Source organism: Bradyrhizobium ottawaense (assembly GCF_002278135.3).
Classification (GTDB): domain Bacteria; phylum Pseudomonadota; class Alphaproteobacteria; order Rhizobiales; family Xanthobacteraceae; genus Bradyrhizobium; species Bradyrhizobium ottawaense.
In genome coordinates this window covers 7734370-7753266 of record NZ_CP029425.2, presented here as the reverse complement: position 1 = coordinate 7753266, position 18897 = coordinate 7734370, and the positions used below count along the sequence as shown (strand labels likewise).

The 18897-nt window shown below is 64.9% G+C and carries 20 protein-coding genes; 12 read left to right on the top strand and 8 right to left on the bottom strand.

The features are described from left to right. Positions 1–21: 21 nt before the first annotated feature. From CIT37_RS36260 to CIT37_RS36220, 9 genes are all read left to right on the top strand, one after another. Complete coding sequence (locus CIT37_RS36260; RefSeq protein ID WP_028142087.1) at positions 22–324, top strand: urease subunit gamma; 303 nt, start codon at positions 22–24, stop codon at positions 322–324. Between the two features lie 111 nt (positions 325–435). Beyond that, the gene (locus CIT37_RS36255) at positions 436–741 is read left to right on the top strand and encodes an urease subunit beta (protein WP_035708642.1); all 306 of its coding nucleotides are present in this window, start codon (positions 436–438) and stop codon (positions 739–741) included. A gap of 57 nt (positions 742–798) precedes the next feature. Beyond that, entirely contained in the window at positions 799–1338 is a 540-nt protein-coding gene (locus CIT37_RS36250; RefSeq protein WP_095424676.1) for an HD domain-containing protein, read from the top strand. A 34-nt stretch (positions 1339–1372) separates the two neighbouring features. Next, on the top strand, positions 1373–3088 hold the full coding sequence (gene ureC, locus CIT37_RS36245) for an urease subunit alpha (protein ID WP_095424677.1): 1716 nt from the start codon (positions 1373–1375) through the stop codon (positions 3086–3088). Positions 3089–3230: 142 nt separating this feature from the next. Further along, on the top strand, positions 3231–3530 hold the full coding sequence (locus CIT37_RS36240; RefSeq protein WP_018318764.1) for a putative quinol monooxygenase: 300 nt from the start codon (positions 3231–3233) through the stop codon (positions 3528–3530). Between the two features lie 14 nt (positions 3531–3544). Then, positions 3545–4195 (top strand): urease accessory protein UreE, encoded by a 651-nt coding sequence (locus CIT37_RS36235; protein ID WP_095424678.1) that lies wholly within the window; start codon positions 3545–3547, stop codon positions 4193–4195. Further along, the gene (locus CIT37_RS36230; protein ID WP_081494296.1) at positions 4176–4904 is read left to right on the top strand and encodes an urease accessory protein UreF; all 729 of its coding nucleotides are present in this window, start codon (positions 4176–4178) and stop codon (positions 4902–4904) included. The genes CIT37_RS36235 and CIT37_RS36230 overlap by 20 nt, the downstream gene beginning before the upstream one ends. A 39-nt stretch (positions 4905–4943) precedes the next feature. Continuing rightward, a complete protein-coding gene (gene ureG, locus CIT37_RS36225) occupies positions 4944–5567 on the top strand; it encodes an urease accessory protein UreG (protein WP_008131868.1) in 624 nt (207 codons plus the stop codon). Positions 5568–5863: 296 nt separating this feature from the next. Then, positions 5864–7522, top strand: a complete 1659-nt coding sequence (locus CIT37_RS36220) for a CHASE domain-containing protein (RefSeq protein ID WP_028142081.1) — start codon at positions 5864–5866, stop codon at positions 7520–7522. Positions 7523–7587: 65 nt separating this feature from the next. On the opposite strand, the gene CIT37_RS36215 is transcribed toward CIT37_RS36220, so the two are convergent. The 5 genes from CIT37_RS36215 to CIT37_RS36195 all read right to left on the bottom strand — a co-directional run bounded on the left by CIT37_RS36215 (position 7588) and on the right by CIT37_RS36195 (position 11724). Beyond that, complete coding sequence (locus tag CIT37_RS36215) at positions 7588–8196, bottom strand: TetR/AcrR family transcriptional regulator (protein ID WP_038971346.1); 609 nt, start codon at positions 8194–8196, stop codon at positions 7588–7590. 84 nt (positions 8197–8280) lie between these two features. Further along, positions 8281–9423: an OpgC domain-containing protein gene (locus CIT37_RS36210; RefSeq protein WP_038950046.1), complete on the bottom strand. Its 1143-nt coding sequence runs from the start codon at positions 9421–9423 to the stop codon at positions 8281–8283. 189 nt (positions 9424–9612) lie between these two features. Continuing rightward, the gene (locus CIT37_RS36205; RefSeq protein WP_038950047.1) at positions 9613–10068 is read right to left on the bottom strand and encodes a hypothetical protein; all 456 of its coding nucleotides are present in this window, start codon (positions 10066–10068) and stop codon (positions 9613–9615) included. 93 nt (positions 10069–10161) lie between these two features. Beyond that, positions 10162–10533 carry an ElaB/YgaM/YqjD family protein gene (locus CIT37_RS36200; protein ID WP_028142077.1) on the bottom strand — a complete coding sequence of 124 codons (372 nt, stop codon included), beginning with the start codon at positions 10531–10533 and terminating at the stop codon, positions 10162–10164. Positions 10534–10611: 78 nt separating this feature from the next. Continuing rightward, on the bottom strand, positions 10612–11724 hold the full coding sequence (locus CIT37_RS36195) for an AI-2E family transporter (RefSeq protein ID WP_161966269.1): 1113 nt from the start codon (positions 11722–11724) through the stop codon (positions 10612–10614). Positions 11725–11933: 209 nt separating this feature from the next. On the opposite strand from CIT37_RS36195, the gene CIT37_RS36190 reads away from it, so the two are divergent. Beyond that, positions 11934–12713, top strand: coding sequence for a L,D-transpeptidase (locus CIT37_RS36190; RefSeq protein ID WP_028142075.1), 780 nt, complete (start codon positions 11934–11936; stop codon positions 12711–12713). 17 nt (positions 12714–12730) lie between these two features. After that, positions 12731–13378, top strand: a complete 648-nt coding sequence (locus CIT37_RS36185) for a DUF2865 domain-containing protein (protein ID WP_028142074.1) — start codon at positions 12731–12733, stop codon at positions 13376–13378. Between the two features lie 217 nt (positions 13379–13595). Here the strand turns inward: CIT37_RS36185 and CIT37_RS36180 are convergent, their stop codons facing one another. Beyond that, the gene (locus CIT37_RS36180) at positions 13596–15689 is read right to left on the bottom strand and encodes a methyl-accepting chemotaxis protein (protein WP_095424680.1); all 2094 of its coding nucleotides are present in this window, start codon (positions 15687–15689) and stop codon (positions 13596–13598) included. Positions 15690–15887: 198 nt separating this feature from the next. Continuing rightward, complete coding sequence (locus CIT37_RS36175; RefSeq protein ID WP_095424681.1) at positions 15888–17981, bottom strand: methyl-accepting chemotaxis protein; 2094 nt, start codon at positions 17979–17981, stop codon at positions 15888–15890. A gap of 271 nt (positions 17982–18252) precedes the next feature. On the opposite strand from CIT37_RS36175, the gene CIT37_RS36170 reads away from it, so the two are divergent. After that, complete coding sequence (locus CIT37_RS36170) at positions 18253–18408, top strand: Thivi_2564 family membrane protein (protein ID WP_007599832.1); 156 nt, start codon at positions 18253–18255, stop codon at positions 18406–18408. Between the two features lie 170 nt (positions 18409–18578). On the opposite strand, the gene CIT37_RS36165 is transcribed toward CIT37_RS36170, so the two are convergent. Beyond that, complete coding sequence (locus CIT37_RS36165) at positions 18579–18779, bottom strand: CsbD family protein (RefSeq protein ID WP_008546815.1); 201 nt, start codon at positions 18777–18779, stop codon at positions 18579–18581. Between the last annotated feature and the right edge of the window lie 118 nt (positions 18780–18897).

The following is an 18897-nucleotide window of genomic DNA, read 5'->3' as shown; positions in this document are numbered from 1 at the left end:
GTTGAACGGAAGAGATTCTGCATGAACCTGTCTCCCCGCGAAAAGGATAAGCTTCTGATCTCGATGGCGGCCATCGTGGCCCGCCGAAGGCTGGATCGCGGCGTCAAGCTCAACCATCCCGAGGCGATCGCGATCATTTCCGATTTCATCCTCGAAGGCGCGCGCGACGGCCGCACGGTCGCCGAGCTGATGCAATCCGGCGCTGAGGTCCTCACCCGCGACCAGGTGATGCCGGGTATTCCCGAGATGATCCACGACATCCAGGTCGAGGCGACATTTCCGGACGGGACCAAGCTCGTCACCGTCCACGAGCCGATCAGGTAATTCGAATTCGTCATTCCGGGGCGCCCGCAGGGCGAACCCGGAATCCAGAGGTTTTGGTTTCGAGATTCCGGCCTTCTCGCTGCGCGAGCCCGGAATGACGAGGAGGATAGAATGATCCCCGGTGAACTCTTCATCCAGGACGGCGAAATCGAGCTCAATGCCGGCCGCAAGACCGTGACGCTGACGGTGGCCAATACCGGCGACCGCCCGATCCAGGTCGGCTCGCACTACCATTTCTTCGAGACCAACCCGGCGCTGAAATTCGACCGCAAGAAGTCCCGCGGCATGCGCCTCGACATCGCCGCCGGCACCGCCGTCCGCTTCGAGCCCGGCCAGACCCGCGACGTCCAGCTTGTGGCCATGGCGGGCAAGAAGACGATTTACGGTTTTCGTGGCGACGTGATGGGGAAGCTGTGAACCCCACAGGAACGAGCGCGGTGCAGCACGGTTGAGGCGGAAACGGAGGTCTTTGCCATGCTGTCGCCCGTCCGCCTCGTCTCAGAAGCCGCCGAACTCGCTGCGCACCGTCACAATGGCATGGAGCGCAAGGGGCGCGGCAACGAGCCCTACATCAATCATCTCGCCGAGGTCGCGAACCTGCTGGCGACCGCGACCGACGGCGCCGATGCCGAACTGGTCGCGGCCGGCTGGCTGCATGACACCATCGAGGACACCGCCACCACGCGCGAGGAGCTGGCGCAGAAATTCTCGGAGCGTGCTGCCTCCCTCGTCGTCGAATGCACCGACGACATGAGCCTTCCCAAGGCAGAGCGGCGGCGTCTGCAGATTGTCGATGCGCCGAAGAAATCTGCTGGCGCGAAGCTGATCAAGATCGCCGACAAGATCAGCAACATCGGCGCGCGCATTCAGACCGATCCGAGTGCAGAGGAGCGCGACGATCTTGCCGACTACGCCGGCTGGGCCACGCAGGTCGTTGCGGGCTGCCGCGGCGGCAATCCCTGGCTCGATGAGAAATTCGACGACGCCGTGAAAGCAGCGAGGGCCTTGCTGTGAGACACCAAACATTCAAACGCAAACGGGGCTTGTGATGTCCGTCAAGATGAAGCGTTCCGTCTATGCCGACATGTTCGGCCCGACCACCGGCGACAGGGTGCGGCTGGCCGACACCGACCTCATCATCGAGGTCGAGAAGGATCTCACCACCTACGGCGAGGAGGTGAAGTTCGGCGGCGGCAAGGTGATCCGCGACGGCATGGGGCAGTCGCAGGTGACGAACAAGCAGGGCGCGGCCGACACCGTCATCACCAATGCGCTGATCGTCGACCACTGGGGCATCGTCAAGGCCGACGTCGCGATCAAGGACGGCATGATCGCCGGCATCGGCAAGGCCGGCAATCCCGACATCCAGCCGGGCGTCACCATCATCATCGGTCCCGGCACCGACGTGATCGCCGGCGAAGGAAAAATCCTCACCGCCGGCGGCTTCGATAGCCACATCCATTTCATCTGCCCGCAGCAGATCGAGCACGCGCTGATGTCTGGCGTCACCTCGATGCTGGGCGGCGGCACCGGCCCGTCGCATGGCACCTTCGCAACGACCTGCACGCCGGGTCCCTGGCATATGGGGCGGATGATTCAGTCGTTCGACGCCTTCCCGGTCAATCTCGGCATCTCCGGCAAGGGCAACGCATCGCGGCCCGCTGCCCTGGTCGAGATGATCAAGGCCGGCGCCTGCGCGCTGAAGCTGCACGAAGACTGGGGCACGACGCCGGCGGCGATCGACAATTGCCTGTCGGTCGCCGATGCTCACGACATCCAGGTGATGATCCATACCGATACGCTGAACGAATCCGGCTTCGTCGAAGACACGATCAAGGCGTTCAAGGGCCGCACCATCCATGCCTTCCACACCGAGGGCGCCGGCGGCGGTCACGCCCCGGATATCATCAAGGTCGCAGGGCTCAAGAACGTGCTGCCGTCCTCGACCAACCCGACGCGGCCCTTCACGCGCAACACCATCGACGAGCATCTGGACATGCTGATGGTGTGCCACCACCTCGATCCCTCGATCGCGGAGGATCTGGCATTCGCCGAAAGTCGTATCCGCAAGGAGACCATCGCGGCCGAAGACATCCTGCACGATCTCGGCGCGCTCTCGATGATGTCGTCGGACTCGCAGGCCATGGGCCGCCTCGGCGAGGTCATCATCCGGACCTGGCAGACCGCGGACAAGATGAAGAAGCAGCGCGGGTCACTGCCGCAGGACAAGGGCAAGGACAACGACAATTTTCGCGTCAAGCGCTACATCGCCAAATACACCATCAATCCCGCGATCGCGCACGGCGTGTCGAAACTGATCGGCTCGGTCGAGAAGGGCAAGCTCGCCGATCTCGTGCTGTGGTCGCCGGCCTTCTTCGGCGTCAAGCCGGATTGCATCGTCAAGGGCGGCACCATCGTCGCAGCGCCCATGGGCGATCCCAACGCCTCGATCCCGACGCCGCAGCCGGTGCATTACCAGCCGATGTTCGGCGCCTTCGGCAAGGCGCGCACCGCGTCGTCCGTGGTATTCACCTCGAAGGCAGCGATCACCGGCGGCCTCGCGCGAAAGCTCGGCATCGAGAAGAAGCTCTATGCCGTGCAGAACACCCGCGGCAAGATCTCGAAGAAGAGCATGATCCACAACGACGCCACGCCCAATATCGACGTCGATCCGGAGACCTATGAGGTCCGCGCCGACGGCGAATTGCTCACTTGCGCACCCGCCGAGGTGCTGCCCATGGCGCAGCGATATTTCATGTACTGAAAATAGCGCCTCAACGCATGTCCCCGGGATTATGTCCAGAGGGCATGTCCCGGGATGGCTTTTACGGTTTTGCGTTCGATCCTGCCTGGTCTAATGTCCCGCCCGGTATCCAACCTTAGAAGAAAAGCCGGGAGGATTTCTCGTGATCTACGTCGTTGCCACCTTGACCATCAAGCCAGAGACGCGCGCCGAATTCATTGCAGCCGCCACCGCCTGCATCAAGGAGACGCGGAAGGAGCCCGGCAATATCGCCTATGATCTGCATGAAAGCGTCACCGATCCTGCCAAGATGGTGTTCGTCGAGCAGTGGGAGAACGCCGAGGCGCTGGTGCCGCATCGTGGCATGGAGCACATGAAGACGTTCGGGCGCGTGGCGGTCAAGTGCTTCACGGCACCGCCGAAGATCGAAGTGATCACGCCCGAGAAGGTCGAGACAAGGTAACGGGGTAAAAGCGCATGATCCGGGCGACGCAGGTCAGGGGACAGCACCGCTTCACGGAAGCGCCGGCGGATACGGTGGTGCTCGATTTCGACGATCGGCACCGCCGCCGCATGACGATGACGGGAACGCGGGGGCTCGAATTCCTGCTCGACCTGGAGCAGGCCGTCGCGCTGCGCGGCGGCGATGCGCTGGTGCTGGAGGACGGCCGGCTCGTCGAAGTGGTCGCGGCGCCCGAGCCGCTGCTGGAAATCCGCGGCCGCGATCCGCATCACCTCATTCGCGTCGGCTGGCACCTCGGCAACCGTCATCTGCCGACGCAGATCATGGCCAAGGCCTTGCGCATCCGCCGCGATCACGTCATCGAAGCCATGGTGAAGGGTCTCGGCGCGCGCGTGATCGAGATCGAGGCGCCGTTCGATCCCGAAGGCGGCGCCTATGCCGATGCCGGCCACGCGCATGGCCACGACGATCATGCGCATCATGATCACGGGCATCATCATGACCATGGTCACGATCACCATGGCCATGATCATCACGCGCATGACCACCACCCCCATGATCATGCCGCGCATGATCATGGGCACGATCATCACCATCACCACGACGAGCATTGCGACCATCCCGACCATCACCACGGCCACAAGCATGCTCATGACCACAAGTGAGTCGGTCGGCGCCGGCGACCTCGCCGAGGGCGAGGCGGCGGCGCTGTACCGGCTGATGACCTGGCTGTCGCCGGCATTCCCGGTCGGCGGCTTCTCCTATTCCAGCGGCATCGAATGGGCGGTCGAGGCGGGCGACATCGTCGATACGGCCACGCTGGCCGACTGGCTCGACGCGATGCTCGGCGACGGCTCCGGCTTTTGCGACGCGACGCTTCTGGTGCATGCCTATCGTGCTGCAGAGATGGGCGAGGATGCGACCTTGAGCGACATCGCCGAGCTCGCCGCGGCCATGGTGCCGTCGCGCGAGCGGCAGCTGGAGACGATCTCGCAGGGCCGCGCCTTCATCGACATCGCTCGCGCTGCCTGGGATGCAGACGGCCTTGATGCCATGGTTGCGGCATGCCGCACGCCACTGGTCTATCCCGTCGCGGTCGGCGTGGTTGCAGCTAAGCACGGCGTGGCGCTGGCGCCGACGTTGCACGCGTTCCTGCATGCGCTGGTGTCCAACTGGATTTCGGCCGCCAGTAGGCTCATTCCGCTCGGCCAGACCGACTGCCAGCGCGTGCTGGTGAGGCTGGAAGCCGCCGTTGCCGCCACCGCCAATCGTGCGTTGAACGCAGCATTGGACGATCTTGGCAGCGCGACCTTCCGCGCCGATCTCGCCAGCCTGCGGCACGAGACGCAATATACCCGGCTGTTCCGGTCGTGAGCGGTGCGACCTTTGACCCATCGAGAAAGAGCCAATGACATGTCGAAATCTCACGGCCCCTTGCGTGTCGGCGTCGGCGGTCCCGTCGGATCGGGCAAGACCGCGCTGATGGACCTGCTCTGCAAGACCATGCGCGAGCGCTATGACATTGCCGCGATCACCAACGACATCTACACCAAATGGGATGCCGAGTTCCTGGTGCGTTCGGGATCGCTGACGCCGGACCGCATTGCCGGCGTCGAGACCGGCGGCTGCCCGCACACCGCGATCCGCGAGGATGCCTCGATGAATCTCGCCGCGGTGGCGGACATGCGCGCCAAGTTTCCCGGGCTCGATCTCGTTCTGATCGAGTCCGGCGGTGACAATCTCGCTGCCACTTTTTCCCCGGAGCTGGCCGACCTGACCATCTACGTCATCGACGTGGCCGCCGGCGACAAGATCCCGTCCAAGGGCGGCCCCGGCATCACCCGGTCCGACCTGCTGGTCATCAACAAGATCGACCTCGCCCCCCATGTCGGCGCCTCCCTGGAGAAGATGGACACGGACGCCAGGCGCATGCGCGGCGAGCGCCCCTTCGTCATGACCAATCTGAAGAAGAGCGAGGGCCTTGACCGCATTGTCGGCTTCATCGAGGCCAAAGGCGGCCTGAAACGGGCGGGCTGACAGCGCGCGACGACTTGGCGCATGCTTTTTTCGCCGTTAACCCTGGGGCCGGGCCGCAACCACGGAACAAATTTCGGACACGGCGATTAACTACCTCCGGTGCCCGGGCAATTCATCCCGGCCAGACCATTGGCCGGGCGGATTAAGCTTTCCAGGCGACCCAAGTTGCGTACTGATGCCTCCTCCTTCATTATCTCTGCCACCGGGGTTCACCCTGTTTCGGCACATGGCCGTTCGAGCGGCGTACATATGCTCCTTGTTTATTGCCGACCTCCTGCTTTCGCCTGAGTAGTCGCGTGGTCCGGCTGGGTTTCATCATCGGTTTCATCGCTCTGCTCGGAGCCTTGCTCTCCGGGCTTGCGGCCTATCGCGTCCACGACCAGGAGCTGGCGCTGGATCGTATCGCGCTCGCGCGCGCGATCGACGTTCATGCCAGCCTGGTGCAGGACCGGCTCACTGAGCGCGAGCTGCTCGCACGTGTCGCCTCAGGCCTGTTCCGCACACCATCAGTGATCAAGCCGAACATGCTGGAGCCGCTGCGCTCGGCCATTTACGCCTTCAAGACCGATTTCGTGGTGGCCGGCTGGATCGCCCGGCTGAAGCCGAACGAGCTTACGGCGGCGCAGGCTGCCATTGGAGGCGCCGGCTTCCCCAATCCAAAGATCCGCACCTTTGACGACAAGCCGATCAATCCGGCCGAGATCACCCAGCCGATCGACGTGCTGTTGGATCTCGAGCCGCGCAGCGACGAGACCAAGGCTCTGCCTGGCCGTAGTTACGACCAGGATCAGGTTCGCAGCGCCATGTTGACACGGGCCCGGCTCGAGAAGCGGTCGGTGGCCTCGGACCCGATTCCGCTGTTGCGCGGCAACGGGCCGGTCGGGATCATCGTGGCAGCTCCCGTCATCCCCGAGGGTGCGACCGAGCCGGCCGGGTTCGTCACGTTTTCCTACGAACTCGCCTCGCTGATGCTGACCAATGACGACATGTCGTTGTTCTCGGTCGCGCTCAGGGACCCGCGCAAGGAAGGTGGCGAGCTCGTCGCCAACGATCAGGGAATCGTCTCCACCCGCATGACGACGACGGACGGGCCGACGCCATCGGCGACGCGCACGGTGAGCTTCGGCGGCCGTGACTGGCAGCTGGGTTATTACGCGAAGACCAACTCGGCGCGTCGCGCCGAGCAGACCGCGATCATCGTGGCGGCGATCGGCTTTGCGATCACTGCGATGGTGTGCGGCCTGTTTGGCTATGTCGCCTACAACAACTTAAGGCTCAGCCGGGAAATCCAGGTCAGAATCGGCTTCGAGCGCCGGCTGACCGCGGTGATCGACGAGCTCAACCACCGGGTCAAGAATATCCTCGCGGTGATCCAGTCTATCGTGACGCGCACCTTGCGTCACGGCTCGGACATCGACGTCGCCCGCGAGCTCCTGATCGGGCGCATCCACGCCATGTCCAACGTGGTCTCGCTGCTCAGCGAGAGCCAGTGGCAGGGCGTCAAGCTGAAGGGCCTGTTCGAGGCGCGCGCCATCCCGCATGCCGACCGCATTGCCGTCACGGGTCCTGATATCGCGGTCAGCGCGCGCGCGGCGCAGAGCCTCTCGCTGCTGTTCTTCGAACTTGCCTCGCATTCCGACGAGGGCCTGTCGCTGGTCGGAAAGCATCCGCACATCACCGCTAGCTGGACCGTGACGGGCGAGGGGGCGGGCGAGGTCTTCCATTTCCGCTGGGAGGAGCTCAACACCAGCGAGGCGACCCGCCGCCCCGATTCCGATTTCGGCCTGATCCTGCTCGACCGTGTCGCCCCCGAGGCTCTCGGCGGCACCGCCAAGCGCTATTTCACCGACGCCTCCTATGTCTACGAGCTGACCGCGCCGATGGAGACGGTGGTCGACATGACCGAGCGCGACCGCACGGACAAGATCTCCGCACCGGTGAGGTCTGCGCGATAGAAGCCGCCGGCTTAAGCCTCGGACTAACCCCTTGGGCTTAACCCCTTGGGCTTAACTCCTTGGGCTTAGCCCTTGGGCCTCAACACCAGGTCGACCAGATTGCGGGCATAGGCCGGCGTGATTGGCGCGATGCCGAAGACGTAGCGATAGAACAGGCCGCCATAGATCGCGTCGTAAAGATCCTCAGCCGGCCCTTCGGCCAGGATGCTGCCGTCGTTCTGGCCCGCGGCAATCATCTCGACCAGCGCGTCGCGACGGAATTGCAGATAGCGGGCATAGAACAGCTCGGCCGAGCCGGTTTTGGAAATGCATTCGGAGATCACCGCGAGCTGGACCTTGCCGAACTCGCCCTGGAGCGCCTCGGCGTAGGCTGCGGCATGGCGGCGGGCGCGCGCCGCGGGGTTGCCGGAGCCCTCCGGAGGCAGCGGCAGCATCTGCGCGGCATGTTGAAGAAAGGCGTCGATCAAGAGCGCCTCGCGGGACGGCCACCATTTGTAGATCGTCATCTTGGAGACGCTGGAGTGGCGGGCGACCGCGTCGATGGTGGTGGCGGCAAGGCCGGTGGAAGCCATCAGCGCATAGGCGCTTTCGAGAATGGCGTTGCTGGTCTCGATCGACCGAGGCCGGCCGCGCCGGGGCGTGCTCCCGGTCTCTTCCCCCCCGCTTTTCGCCATCGCCACGCCCGGTCTCCTCACGCAGAGCTTCTCCGCATAGCGCAGCCGCCGCTTTCGGCCTAGCAGAATCGCACGGTTCTCTGGCTAGGCCTGCTGCCGCAAGGCCGTGGGGAGATCCTGCCACCTCGACCAGGCGACGTAGTAGGCCACCGCGGTCATCGCGGCGAAGCCGGCGAGGCTCACCACGATCTGCATCGCCACCAGATTGGCGCTGGTGATCAGGATGAGATGGCCCGCAAACGACAGGAACACCCCGACGCAGAACACGGCGAGCCATTCCTCGCCACATCGGATGACCGCCTGCAGCGGCTTCAATTGCAGGCCGGGATGATTGGCCGGAATGAGATGGGTCGCCAGCAAGGCGAGCGCGAGGAAGTGAATCACGCGATAGGGCGCCAGGTTTTCCTTGTCGGTCGGCGCGATGCTGTCGAGGAGCAGGTCCGGCAGGTAAGCCGACATTGCCGGCGAATGGCGCAGCAAGGTGATGGCCATCGCGAATACGAGATAGGTGCCGGCGAGAATCCGCAGCCAGGGCATGTCGCGTAGCGCGCGCCCGGGCGCGCCTGTCACGGCGAACCAGCCCCCGAGCACCATCAGCATCTGCCAGCAGAGCGGATTGAAGGTCCATTCCTGGTCCGGATAGACCCGAAAATTCCAGTCGAACCAGCGTGCGGCAAGATACAGCGCGACCGATGCCGCCAGGGTCAGGTTCGGCCACCGCAACAGACCCCACAGCGCGAACGGAAAAAAGGCCATCAGCGGGATCATCAATTGCAGGAGGTCGAGGTTCAGCGGCTCCTCCTGGAGCACGAGGCCGCGGACCAGGATCCGCAGCGGGTGCTCGAGAATGCCCGAGATATTGTATTCGTGGATGATCTCCGGCGCCATCGACTGCGAGGCGACATAGGCGATGGTGTCGATGTAGATCACGAACAGCACGACATAGGCGGCGTAGAGCCGCCAGACGCGGCGGAAGATGCGCGTCGCCGCCACGAGGTAGCCCCGTTCAAGCGCCATCCGGCCGTGGATGATGGCGACGCCATAGCCGACGACGAACACGAACAGGTCAGCCGCGCCGCTGAAGCCGAAATTGCGCAGCGTCAGCAGGTTGACGACGTTGTTCGGGATATGGTCGACGAAAACCGACCAGTTGGCGATACCGAGCGTCAGATAAAGCCTGGCGTCGTGATGGAATGCGGCGAGGTTCGCCTTAACGGACGGTTTCATTGATTAAAATAGCTTTGGGAATCAGGGTGGTACTTTTAACGGCAACCGCCTGCCCATCCGAGTAGCGTTTGCGTGATGGCTGGGGGCAGCCGCGCCGTGATGGCGCGAAATTGCGCGGCGTCTTATGGACGAATTCTGTTAGATGCGCTCGGAGGACTTACAACGAAATTTTCTGACCCGCTCGGATCGCTATTCGGCCGGTTCAGCCGACGCCTCGTCGGGAACGCCCGCGCGGCTCGCCATGATGCCGAGGGCGACGCCGCCGATCGCCAGGATCGGCAGTAGCCGCTTGACGCCGATGGCACGGACGATCTGCAGCCCGGTGGCGAGCAGCATGGGATCCGCGAGCATGCTCTGCGCCGCCGACTTCGCGGCGCGCTCGGCCGCGATCTGGGCGCGCTTCCGCACCTCCCGCTTGTAGCCCCAATAAGAACCTGCCGCAGCCAGCGTCAGCAGGAAGAAGATGCCAGCGCCGGCAAGACAGGCCTGCACCGGGCCATATTTCTCCAGCACCGAGATGAAGGCGGCGGCGCAAAGGAAGCACGTCGTCACGAATAGCGCGAAGGCCGCGGCTGCGGCAAGCGAGGTCAGTCGCACCGTCGTGCCGGTGGATGCACTGATCCCATCGATGATGCGCTGAAACATGGCCCTCGCTCCTCAATTCCCCGCAAGCCAAACCGTCACGGGCCGACACCGGCAACGCGCCGGTGCCGACACCTCAACACGCGTCCGCAAATCTTACCGGCGCCAGGCGGCACCGATCAGGAAGCCGATGCCGAGCGCGAGTCCGACGGTCGCAAGCGGCCGCTGCGTGATCGCGTCTTCGAGCGTCTCCTCGATCGAGCCGTAGGCTTCCTGGGCCGCGCCCATCATTGCACTGCCGCGCTCCGACACGTCGTCGAGCGCGGTATCCATGTTTTCGCGCGCCTGGCGATAGCCGCGGCGAGCCTGCTTGCTGGTGGAATTGGCAAAGGTATTGAGCGCGTCGGTGATCTGGTCGGTGAGGGCGGCGATATCGCTTTTCACGGCTGCTACATCCTTCTCGAGGCGTTCTCGGGTGGCTTTGTCGGTCCAGTCCTTCATCCCGGCTTCGGCATTGGTCGTGGACATCGGGAGCTCCAAACTGTTGACGGCTGAGATAGCCGGAAAACGTTTCGTCGTCGGGGAAGTTCCGTTCGCGGAAACCGGTCAATCCTGCGGCAGCTGCGGCGCATCCGCCGGCAACAGATGCTCCTTCAGGATCAGCGCGACGATCAGGAGCGGCGACGACAGGAAGGCGCCCATCGGTCCCCACAGCCAGGTCCAGAACGCGAGCGCCAGCAGCACGGCGAGCGCGTTCAGCGCCAGCCGCCGCCCGATGATCATGGGCGTGACGAAGTGCCCCTCCAGGAAGGTGAGGCCGCCGAAGGCGAGCGCCGCCATCAGGCCGCCGCTGATGGTCGGGAAGGCGACCAGCCCCACCACGATCAGAACGGCGAACATCGCGATCGGCCCGATGATCGGGATGAAGTTGAGGGTTGCGGCGAGCGCGCCGAGCCCGGCCGGATTGGGCATGCCGGTGAGCGCACAGACGAGGCCGGTGGCGACGCCGACCCCAATATTGATGAGCGTGACGGTCAAGAGGTAGTTGCCGAGATGGACCTCGATCTCGTTGAGGATCCGAAGCGTGCGCAGCCGGGCGTCGCGGTCGCTGAAGGTCATGATCAGCGCCCGGCGCAGGTCGCGCCAGCTTGCGATGAACAGGATCAGGGTGACGAAGAACAGCAGGAATTCGGTAAAGGTCGGTGACAGGAATTCCAGCGTCGGCTGCACCCAATCGAATTTCGGCATCTGGAAGTTCGGCAGTCCTTCCGAGCCGCCGACCATGGCCTGCAGCTCGCGCCACAGCGCGAGCGGTCGGTCGAACACGTGCAGCTTGTCCTTCAATTGCGCGCCGAGCTCCGGCAGGCGCGTGCTCCATTCCATCGCGGGGGAGGCGATCAGCGCCACCACGAAGGCCACCACCGTGGTCACCGCGACCACGATCAGGACGGCGCCGAGCCCGCGCGGGACCTTGCTCCGTTCGAGAAAGCTGGCGGCCGGCGACAGCATGGTGCCGGTGACGAAGGCCATCACGACCGGCAGGAAGAACGCCTTGCCGACATAGAGCACGGTGACGATGGCGATCAGCAAGAGGCCGGCAAGCGCGAAGGCAACGAACTCGGTGTGACGGATCACCGGCGGCAGCTCGATATGGCTGTCGGGAAGCGGACTGCCTTCGCTGTTGCCGGGAGTCAGACGTTCACTGGGAAGGACGCGCACAATCTCTCTCCGGCACGGAAGCCTCGATCCGCGCGCCCATTGGCGACCTGACAATGCGCGAGCGGTGCGGCGGTTCCATCGCGGCTTCGTGAACACGCGCTCGCTTGACTGTGACAAGGATGCCGCGCGCAGGGCCGGAACCTGAATCGCCCCCGCGGCGTTTGTTCGCAAGCGCATCACCCTGATGCACGCATCCAACGGGGCAGCACATGACAAAGTTCTCTGCAGTCCGTCGCAGCTTCTCGCCGCGCGTCGTCACCGCCTTCGCCTTCGCGACCGCTCTGCTGGCGGTGCCGTTCGCTGGCGCGAGCGCGCAGACCTACGGCTATGCGCCGATGCAGCCGCAGGCGTATCCGCAGGACCAGGGTTACGCGCAGGGCTATGTGAACGAAGCGCCGCAGCGGCAGGCGGCGGACGAGGATGCCCAGCTGCCCGATCGCCTGCGCAAGCAGATCGTCGGCTTCGACCGCAGCGAGCCGGCCGGCACCATCGTCATCGATACCAACAACACCTATCTCTATTACGTGCTCGGCAATGGTCGTGCGATCCGTTACGGCGTCGGCGTCGGCCGCGAAGGCTTCACCTGGTCCGGCGTGCAGAGCGTCAGCCGCAAGGCGGAATGGCCGGACTGGCATCCGCCGGCCGAGATGATTGCGCGCCAGCCCTATCTGCCGCGCTTCGTCGCCGGCGGTCCCGGCAACCCGCTCGGGGCGCGTGCGATGTATCTCGGCTCCAGCGAATACCGCATCCACGGCACCAACGATCCCTCCACGATCGGCAAGTTCGTCTCCTCCGGCTGCATCCGCATGACCAACGAGGACGTCACCGACCTGTTCGGCCGCGTTAATGTCGGCGCCAAGGTCGTGGTGCTGCCGAAGAACGCGCCGCTGATGGCCAAGGGCGGCGACCCCGCGCGCAAGCGTCCAGCCGTGACGGCGATGCCGTCGGGCCGGCAGGCGCTGAACATCGCGACGTCGGCCGTGAACTAGGAGTAAGAGTGAGTCATATGAGCAGACGCCTGATTGGCAAAGTGGCTGGCGGTACGGCGATCATGGTCGTTGTCTCCGCCGGTCTGGCATTCGCACCGTCGGCGCATGCGGAAGATTTCTTCTCGGCGCTGTTCGGTGCGTTCGGAGCGCGGCCTCCACAGATCCGGACACCGTTCCCTGGCGATGACATGCCACGCTACGACGCCCCTCGCCAACGCGCGGCCTATGGCGGCGGCACGGCCTATTGCGTGCGCGGCTGCGACGGCCGCTACTTCCCGGCGCAAGGCAATGATGCCGAGAGCAAGGCGCAATCCTGCAAGAGCTTCTGCCCGGCTTCCGAGACGTCGCTGGTCTATGGCAGCAATATCGACGACGCCACGGCTGAGAATGGAAAGCCCTATTCCGACCTGCCGAACGCGTTCCGCTACCGCAACGAGATCGTCGCGGGCTGCACCTGCAACGGCAAGGATCCGGCCGGGCTCGCATCGGTCAAGGTCGAGGACGATCCCACGCTGCGCAAGGGCGATATCGTCGCCGGCGCTGACGGCCTGGTGGTCGCCAGCCGCAACGCCAACGACCGCCGCGGCGTCGCGATGAATTTTTCGCCGCTGCCGGCATCGGTGCGCGCCAAATTCCGCCAGGTGCCTGTGGTGGCGAAGGAGTAGGGCGGCGGCTTCACGTGGGCCTAGCGCTACCGCCTCGATCTCCGCTGTCATCCCGGACAAGCGAAGCGCAGATCCGGGATCCATAACCACAGGGAGGCGTTACGGCACGAGCCGGCAACCACGAGTCTTCGCCGAACTCCTCCCCGTGGCTATGGATCCCCGCGTTCGCGGGGATGCCACCGAAGGTCTAGAGCAATTTGCCATCTAACTTACAACGTTACGCCGCGCGGATCTTGCCGAGGAAGTCGCTGACCTGATGGCCGAGCTGGCGGCTCTGGGTTTCCAGCATCTCGGAGGCCTGCTTGACGTTCTCCGCGGCACCGGCTGCGGTGTCGGCGTCGGCTTTCACGCCGGTGATGTTGTCCGAGACGTTCTTGGTGCCCTGCGCCGCATATTGCGTGCTGCGGGTGATCTCCTGAGTGGCCGCGCCCTGCTCCTGGACGGCGGCGGCGATCGCGGTCGCGACCTCGTTGACTTCGCCGATGATGCCGCCGATGGCCTGGATCGCATTGATGGCATCGCCCGCGACCTTCTGGATGTCGGCGATCTGCTCGGAGATCTCTTCGGTCGCCTTGGCGGTCTGGCTCGCCAACGACTTCACCTCGGAGGCCACGACCGCAAAGCCGCGGCCGGCTTCCCCGGCGCGTGCCGCCTCGATCGTGGCGTTCAGGGCCAGCAGGTTGGTCTGTGCCGCGATGGTGTTGATGAGACCGACGACCTCGCCGATGCGCCCCGCCGACTGCGCGAGCCCCTGGACGGTGCTGTCGGTCTCGCGTGCCTGGTTGACGGCGCGGCTGGCGATGCCTGCGGCATGCGCGGCCTGCTGGCTGATGTCGTTGATGGATGCGCTGAGCTCCTCGGCGGCTGCCGCGACGCTCTCGACGCTGGTCGATGCGTCGTTCGAGGCCTTGCCTGCGATCTCGGCGCGTTCATTGGTCTGGCGTGACACCGTGGAGAGGTCGCCCGAGGTCTTGCGCATTTCGCCGGACGCCTCGCTCAGCTCGCCCAGCGACTTGTGCACCACGCCTTCGAACTCGCCGACATAGGCTTCCATCGCGCGCTGTCGCGCGGCGGCACCGGCGTTGCGCTCGCGTTCCTGCTCTTCGATCTTCTGCTTGTCGATGGCCTGCTGCTTGAAGGTCTCCAGTGCGCCGGCGAGCGAGCCGATCTCGTCGCGTCGGTCGAGATAGCCGCTGTCGACGGTGAGGTCGCCGCCGGCGACCCTCAGCATGGCATCGCGAATCCGGTGCAGCGGCGTGATCACGCGGCGGCTGACGGCCAGCATGGCGGCACCGGTCAGGACGATCGCGGCGACGAGCAGGGCGGTGTTGACGATCAGCAACTGCACTGCGGCCGCCCGCTGCGCGGCGGAGTGATCCTTGGCGGCCTGCAGCGCGGCGTCGGCGAGCCTCACCGCGGTCATCATGCGGGGCACCGAATAGGGACTCCACTGGTTGGCGGTCATCGACGGCTTCTCGCCCTTGGCGACCGTCGTGATGACGCCGTCGCGCGTGGCGGCGTATTGCGGATCGAAATAGGTCGACTTGGTCTCGGTCATCGCCGCCGCCAGCGCCGGCGGCAATGGCATGCCGGATGCGGCGAGCTCGATCGCGGTCCAGGCGGTGTCGGTGCCGCCCACCAATTTGGTGTAGGTGAGCTGCACCTCGGGCGCGATCTTGCCGGCGTTGAGTGCATTGCCGACGATCTGCGAGGACTCGCCGGCCGTGTTGCGGAGCAGCCAGGCCATCTGCTTGATGGACAGGAGCTGGTCGATGGTCGCGTCCTGGTGGTTGACGCTCGCCGCGAGCGCGCCCGAGAGTTTTTCGAGCTGCGCCATCAGCGCGTCCTCGGTCGCGACATATTCCTTGGCGAGGCCTGCGCGGCGCTCGGCCTTGGGCTTGACGACCTCGGTCCAGAACTCGGCCTGTGCGGCCAGCAGCGTCTTGTTCAGCTTGCCGAGATCGGCGAGGAACGCCTCGCGCTGGACGATGTCGGTCGTGGGCAGGAGCTCAAGCGTGAGGGCCAGCGCCGGCATCAGCGCCGCGCGCAGCTCGCGGATGTACTTCTCGATGTTCTTGTCCACCGCGACATCGGAAGTGAGCTGGCGGCTGCTGGTCGAGCGGTCGGCCCGAATGTTGGCCATCGCCTTGAACACTTCGGCCGAGGCGGCCGAAACCGCGACGATCCGGTTGGCCTGTTGAAGACGGCCCCATGAGCTCCATGCGCTGATCGAGAAGCCGATGACGACGATGAATGCGGTGGAGAGGATTACCGCCTTCAACAGCGTGGATACGGTCAAGCGATTGAGCATCGGACACCCCGGGTGCGCGTTTCGAGTTCGTGGCCCTGAACGGCAGCCCCACGAAGTTCGAAGAGACCAAGGGATGCACGCAACAGATGCGCCCGCCAGCGGCGAGCGCGTGAGGCGCATTTGGCCCGAAAAGGGTAAAAACTTAGGCAGCGTTCCTGCCGTAAAATTACGGGCGCGGCGCCCTCTCCCGATCCGCGCCTACGCCGCGCGGATCTTGCCGAGGAAGTCGCTGACCTCATGGCCGAGCTGGCGGCTCTGGCTCTCCAGCATCTCGGAGGCCTGCTTCACATTGTCGGCGGCTGCGGCGGCAGCGTCCGCATCGGCTTTGACGCCGGTGATGTTGTCCGAGACGTTCTTGGTGCCCTGCGCCGCGAATTGCGTGCTGCGGGTGATCTCCTGCGTCGCCGCACCCTGCTCCTGCACGGCGGCGGCAATGGCGGTCGCCACTTCGTTCACTTCGCCGATGATGCCGCCGATGGTCTGGATCGCGTTGATGGCGTCGCCCGCGACTTTCTGGATGTCGGCGATCTGCTCGGAGATCTCCTCGGTCGCCTTCGCGGTCTGGCTTGCCAGCGACTTCACCTCGGAGGCGACCACGGCAAAGCCGCGGCCGGCTTCGCCGGCGCGCGCCGCTTCGATGGTGGCGTTGAGCGCGAGCAGATTGGTCTGCGCCGCGATGGTGTTGATGAGACCGACGACCTCGCCGATGCGCCCCGCCGACTTCGCCAGGCCCTGCACGGTGCCGTCGGTTTCGCGCGCCTGCGTGACGGCGCGACCGGCGATGCCTGCGGCATGCGCGGCCTGCTGGCTGATGTCGTTGATCGAGGCCGAGAGCTCCTCGGCGGCGGCGGCGACGCTGTCGACGCTCATGGAGGCGTCGTTGGAGGCCTTGCCGGCGACCTGGACGCGATCGTTGGTCTGGCGCGACACGGCGGAGAGGTCGCCCGAGGTCTTGCGCATCTCGCCGGACGCCTCGCCCAATTCGCCCAGCGTCTTGCGCACCGCGCCCTCGAACTCGCCGACATAGGCTTCAACGGCGCGCTGGCGTGCGGAAGCGCCCGCATTGCGCTCGCGCTCCTGCTCTTCGATCTTGAGCTTGTCGGTGGCCTGCTGCTTGAAGGCCTCCAGCGCGCCGGCCAGTGCGCCGATCTCGTCCTGACGATCGAGATAGCCGCTGTCGACGGCAAGGTCGCCGCCGGCGACCTTCAGCATGGCGTCGCGGATGGTGTTGAGCGGATGGATCACGCGGCGGCTCACGAGCATGACCGCGCCGACGGCAAGGCCGATGGCGAGCCCCAGCAATCCAAGCTGCACGATCAGCGCGCGCTGCGCGGCGCCGCGCTGCTCCAGCGTATGGACCTTGGCGGCGTCAAGGGCGGCTTCCGCCACGGTGACAGCGCTGGAAAGGCGGCCGACCGTGAGCGGGCTCCACTGGTTGGCGGTCATCTCGGCCTTCTCGCCCTTGACCAAAGTGTCAGCGAGGCGGTCCCGCAGGGTCAGATATTGCGGCTCGAAATAGGCGGTCTTGGCCGCGGCCATGGCGGAGACGAGCGCGGGCGGCAACTGCATGCCCGAGGCTGACAATTCGAGCGCCTTCCACATCGCCGACGTGCCGCCGACATGCTGGGTGTAGTTGTTGCGGGCTTCCGGTGTGATCTTGCCGGCGGCAAGACCGGTCGAGACGACCAGGGAAGCTTCGCCCGCGGTGTTGCGGAGCAGCCAGGCGTTCTGCTTGATCGACAGCAGCTGGTCGATCACGGCGTCCTGGTGATTGACGGTGGCGGCCAGGACGTTCGACAGCTTGTCGAGCGTTTCGAGCAGGCCGCCCGTCGTCTCCATATATTCCTTCGGCAGGCCGGCGCGGCGCTGATCCCTGGGCTTGGCCATATCCGCCCAGAACTGTTTCTGCTCTTCGGTCAGCAACTTGTGGAGGCGCGCAAGCTCCGGCACCAGCGTGCCCGATTGCGGGAAGTCCATGACCGGCAGCAGCTCCAGCGCGCGTGCCATTGCCGGCATCTCGGTGTCCCGGATCGCGCGCAGATATTTCTCGATCTCGGCATCCATCGGTTCGGCCGAGTTGAGGAGCCGCGTCGTGGTCGATCGGTCGGTGCGCAGGCTGTGCATCGCCTTGAACAAATCGGCGGATGCGTCGGCGGTCTGCGAGATCCGGTTGGCGGTCTTGAGGCGATCCCAGGATTCGTAGGCGGTGAGCGAGAGCGCGAGCACCACGCAGGCCGACGTGATCGCGATCACCGCCTTCAGCAGCGTGGATACGGTCAGACGATTCAGCATCGAAGTCCCCCCAACTCCCATTGCAAAGCTCTTGAAAGCGCCCGGCAACATCGACAAGCCCGGCGCGGCAGAACGGCAATCGCACGCCGTTTGCGGCCCACGGCACCGGCGTCATTTCCGCATCTGAATGGAAAAGGGTAAAATTTTGGGCAGGCCGTCCGATCGTAGAAGTACGTATTTACTAGAAGTTGCAGTGGGTTGCCGCGATGGAACCAGCGCGGGAGACAGGCGTTAGAGCGGTGGTCGCAATTTGCCTGAAGGGGGTTTCGCGATGCTGGTGGGCGTACTCGTCACTTTTCTCGTCGTTATTCTCGTCCTTTATCTCATCAACATGCTGCCGATGGACGGCCGCGCCAAGCAGATCGCGCGCGTGGTCGTCATCATCATCGGCATCGTCTCGCTGCTGAAATATCTCGCGGTGTTCTAGCAAGGGATCAAAGCCCGGATGAGCGCAGCGATATCCGGGGTGCCGCAACAAAGGTCCCGGATATCGCGGAGCCTGTCATCGGGCGGCGCTTCGCGCCGACCCGCTGGCTCATCCGGGCCACTCGCCAAACAAGAAGCCCCGGCTTTCGCCGGGGCTTCGTTTGCGCTGCTTCAGTGCAGCGATTTCAGCCAGTCGTCGACGTCCTGACGAACCTGGTCCTTGGCCTTGCCGTAGCGTTCCTGGAGCCGGCCCTCGAGCTGTTCGCGGCGTCCCTCGATCAATTGGAGGTCGTCGTCGGTGAGCTTGCCCCACTTCTCCTTGGCCGAACCCTTGAACTGCTTCCAGTTTCCTTCGATGCGATTCCAGTCCATGACCATCTCCCATGGGTTGATGGCCGTACAACGCGACCGCCGCGCGGCCGTTCCGCTGCGCGGCGCGACGTTTCGCCCGCTGCGCTCAACAAAAAAGCCCCGGCGTGAGCCGGGGCTT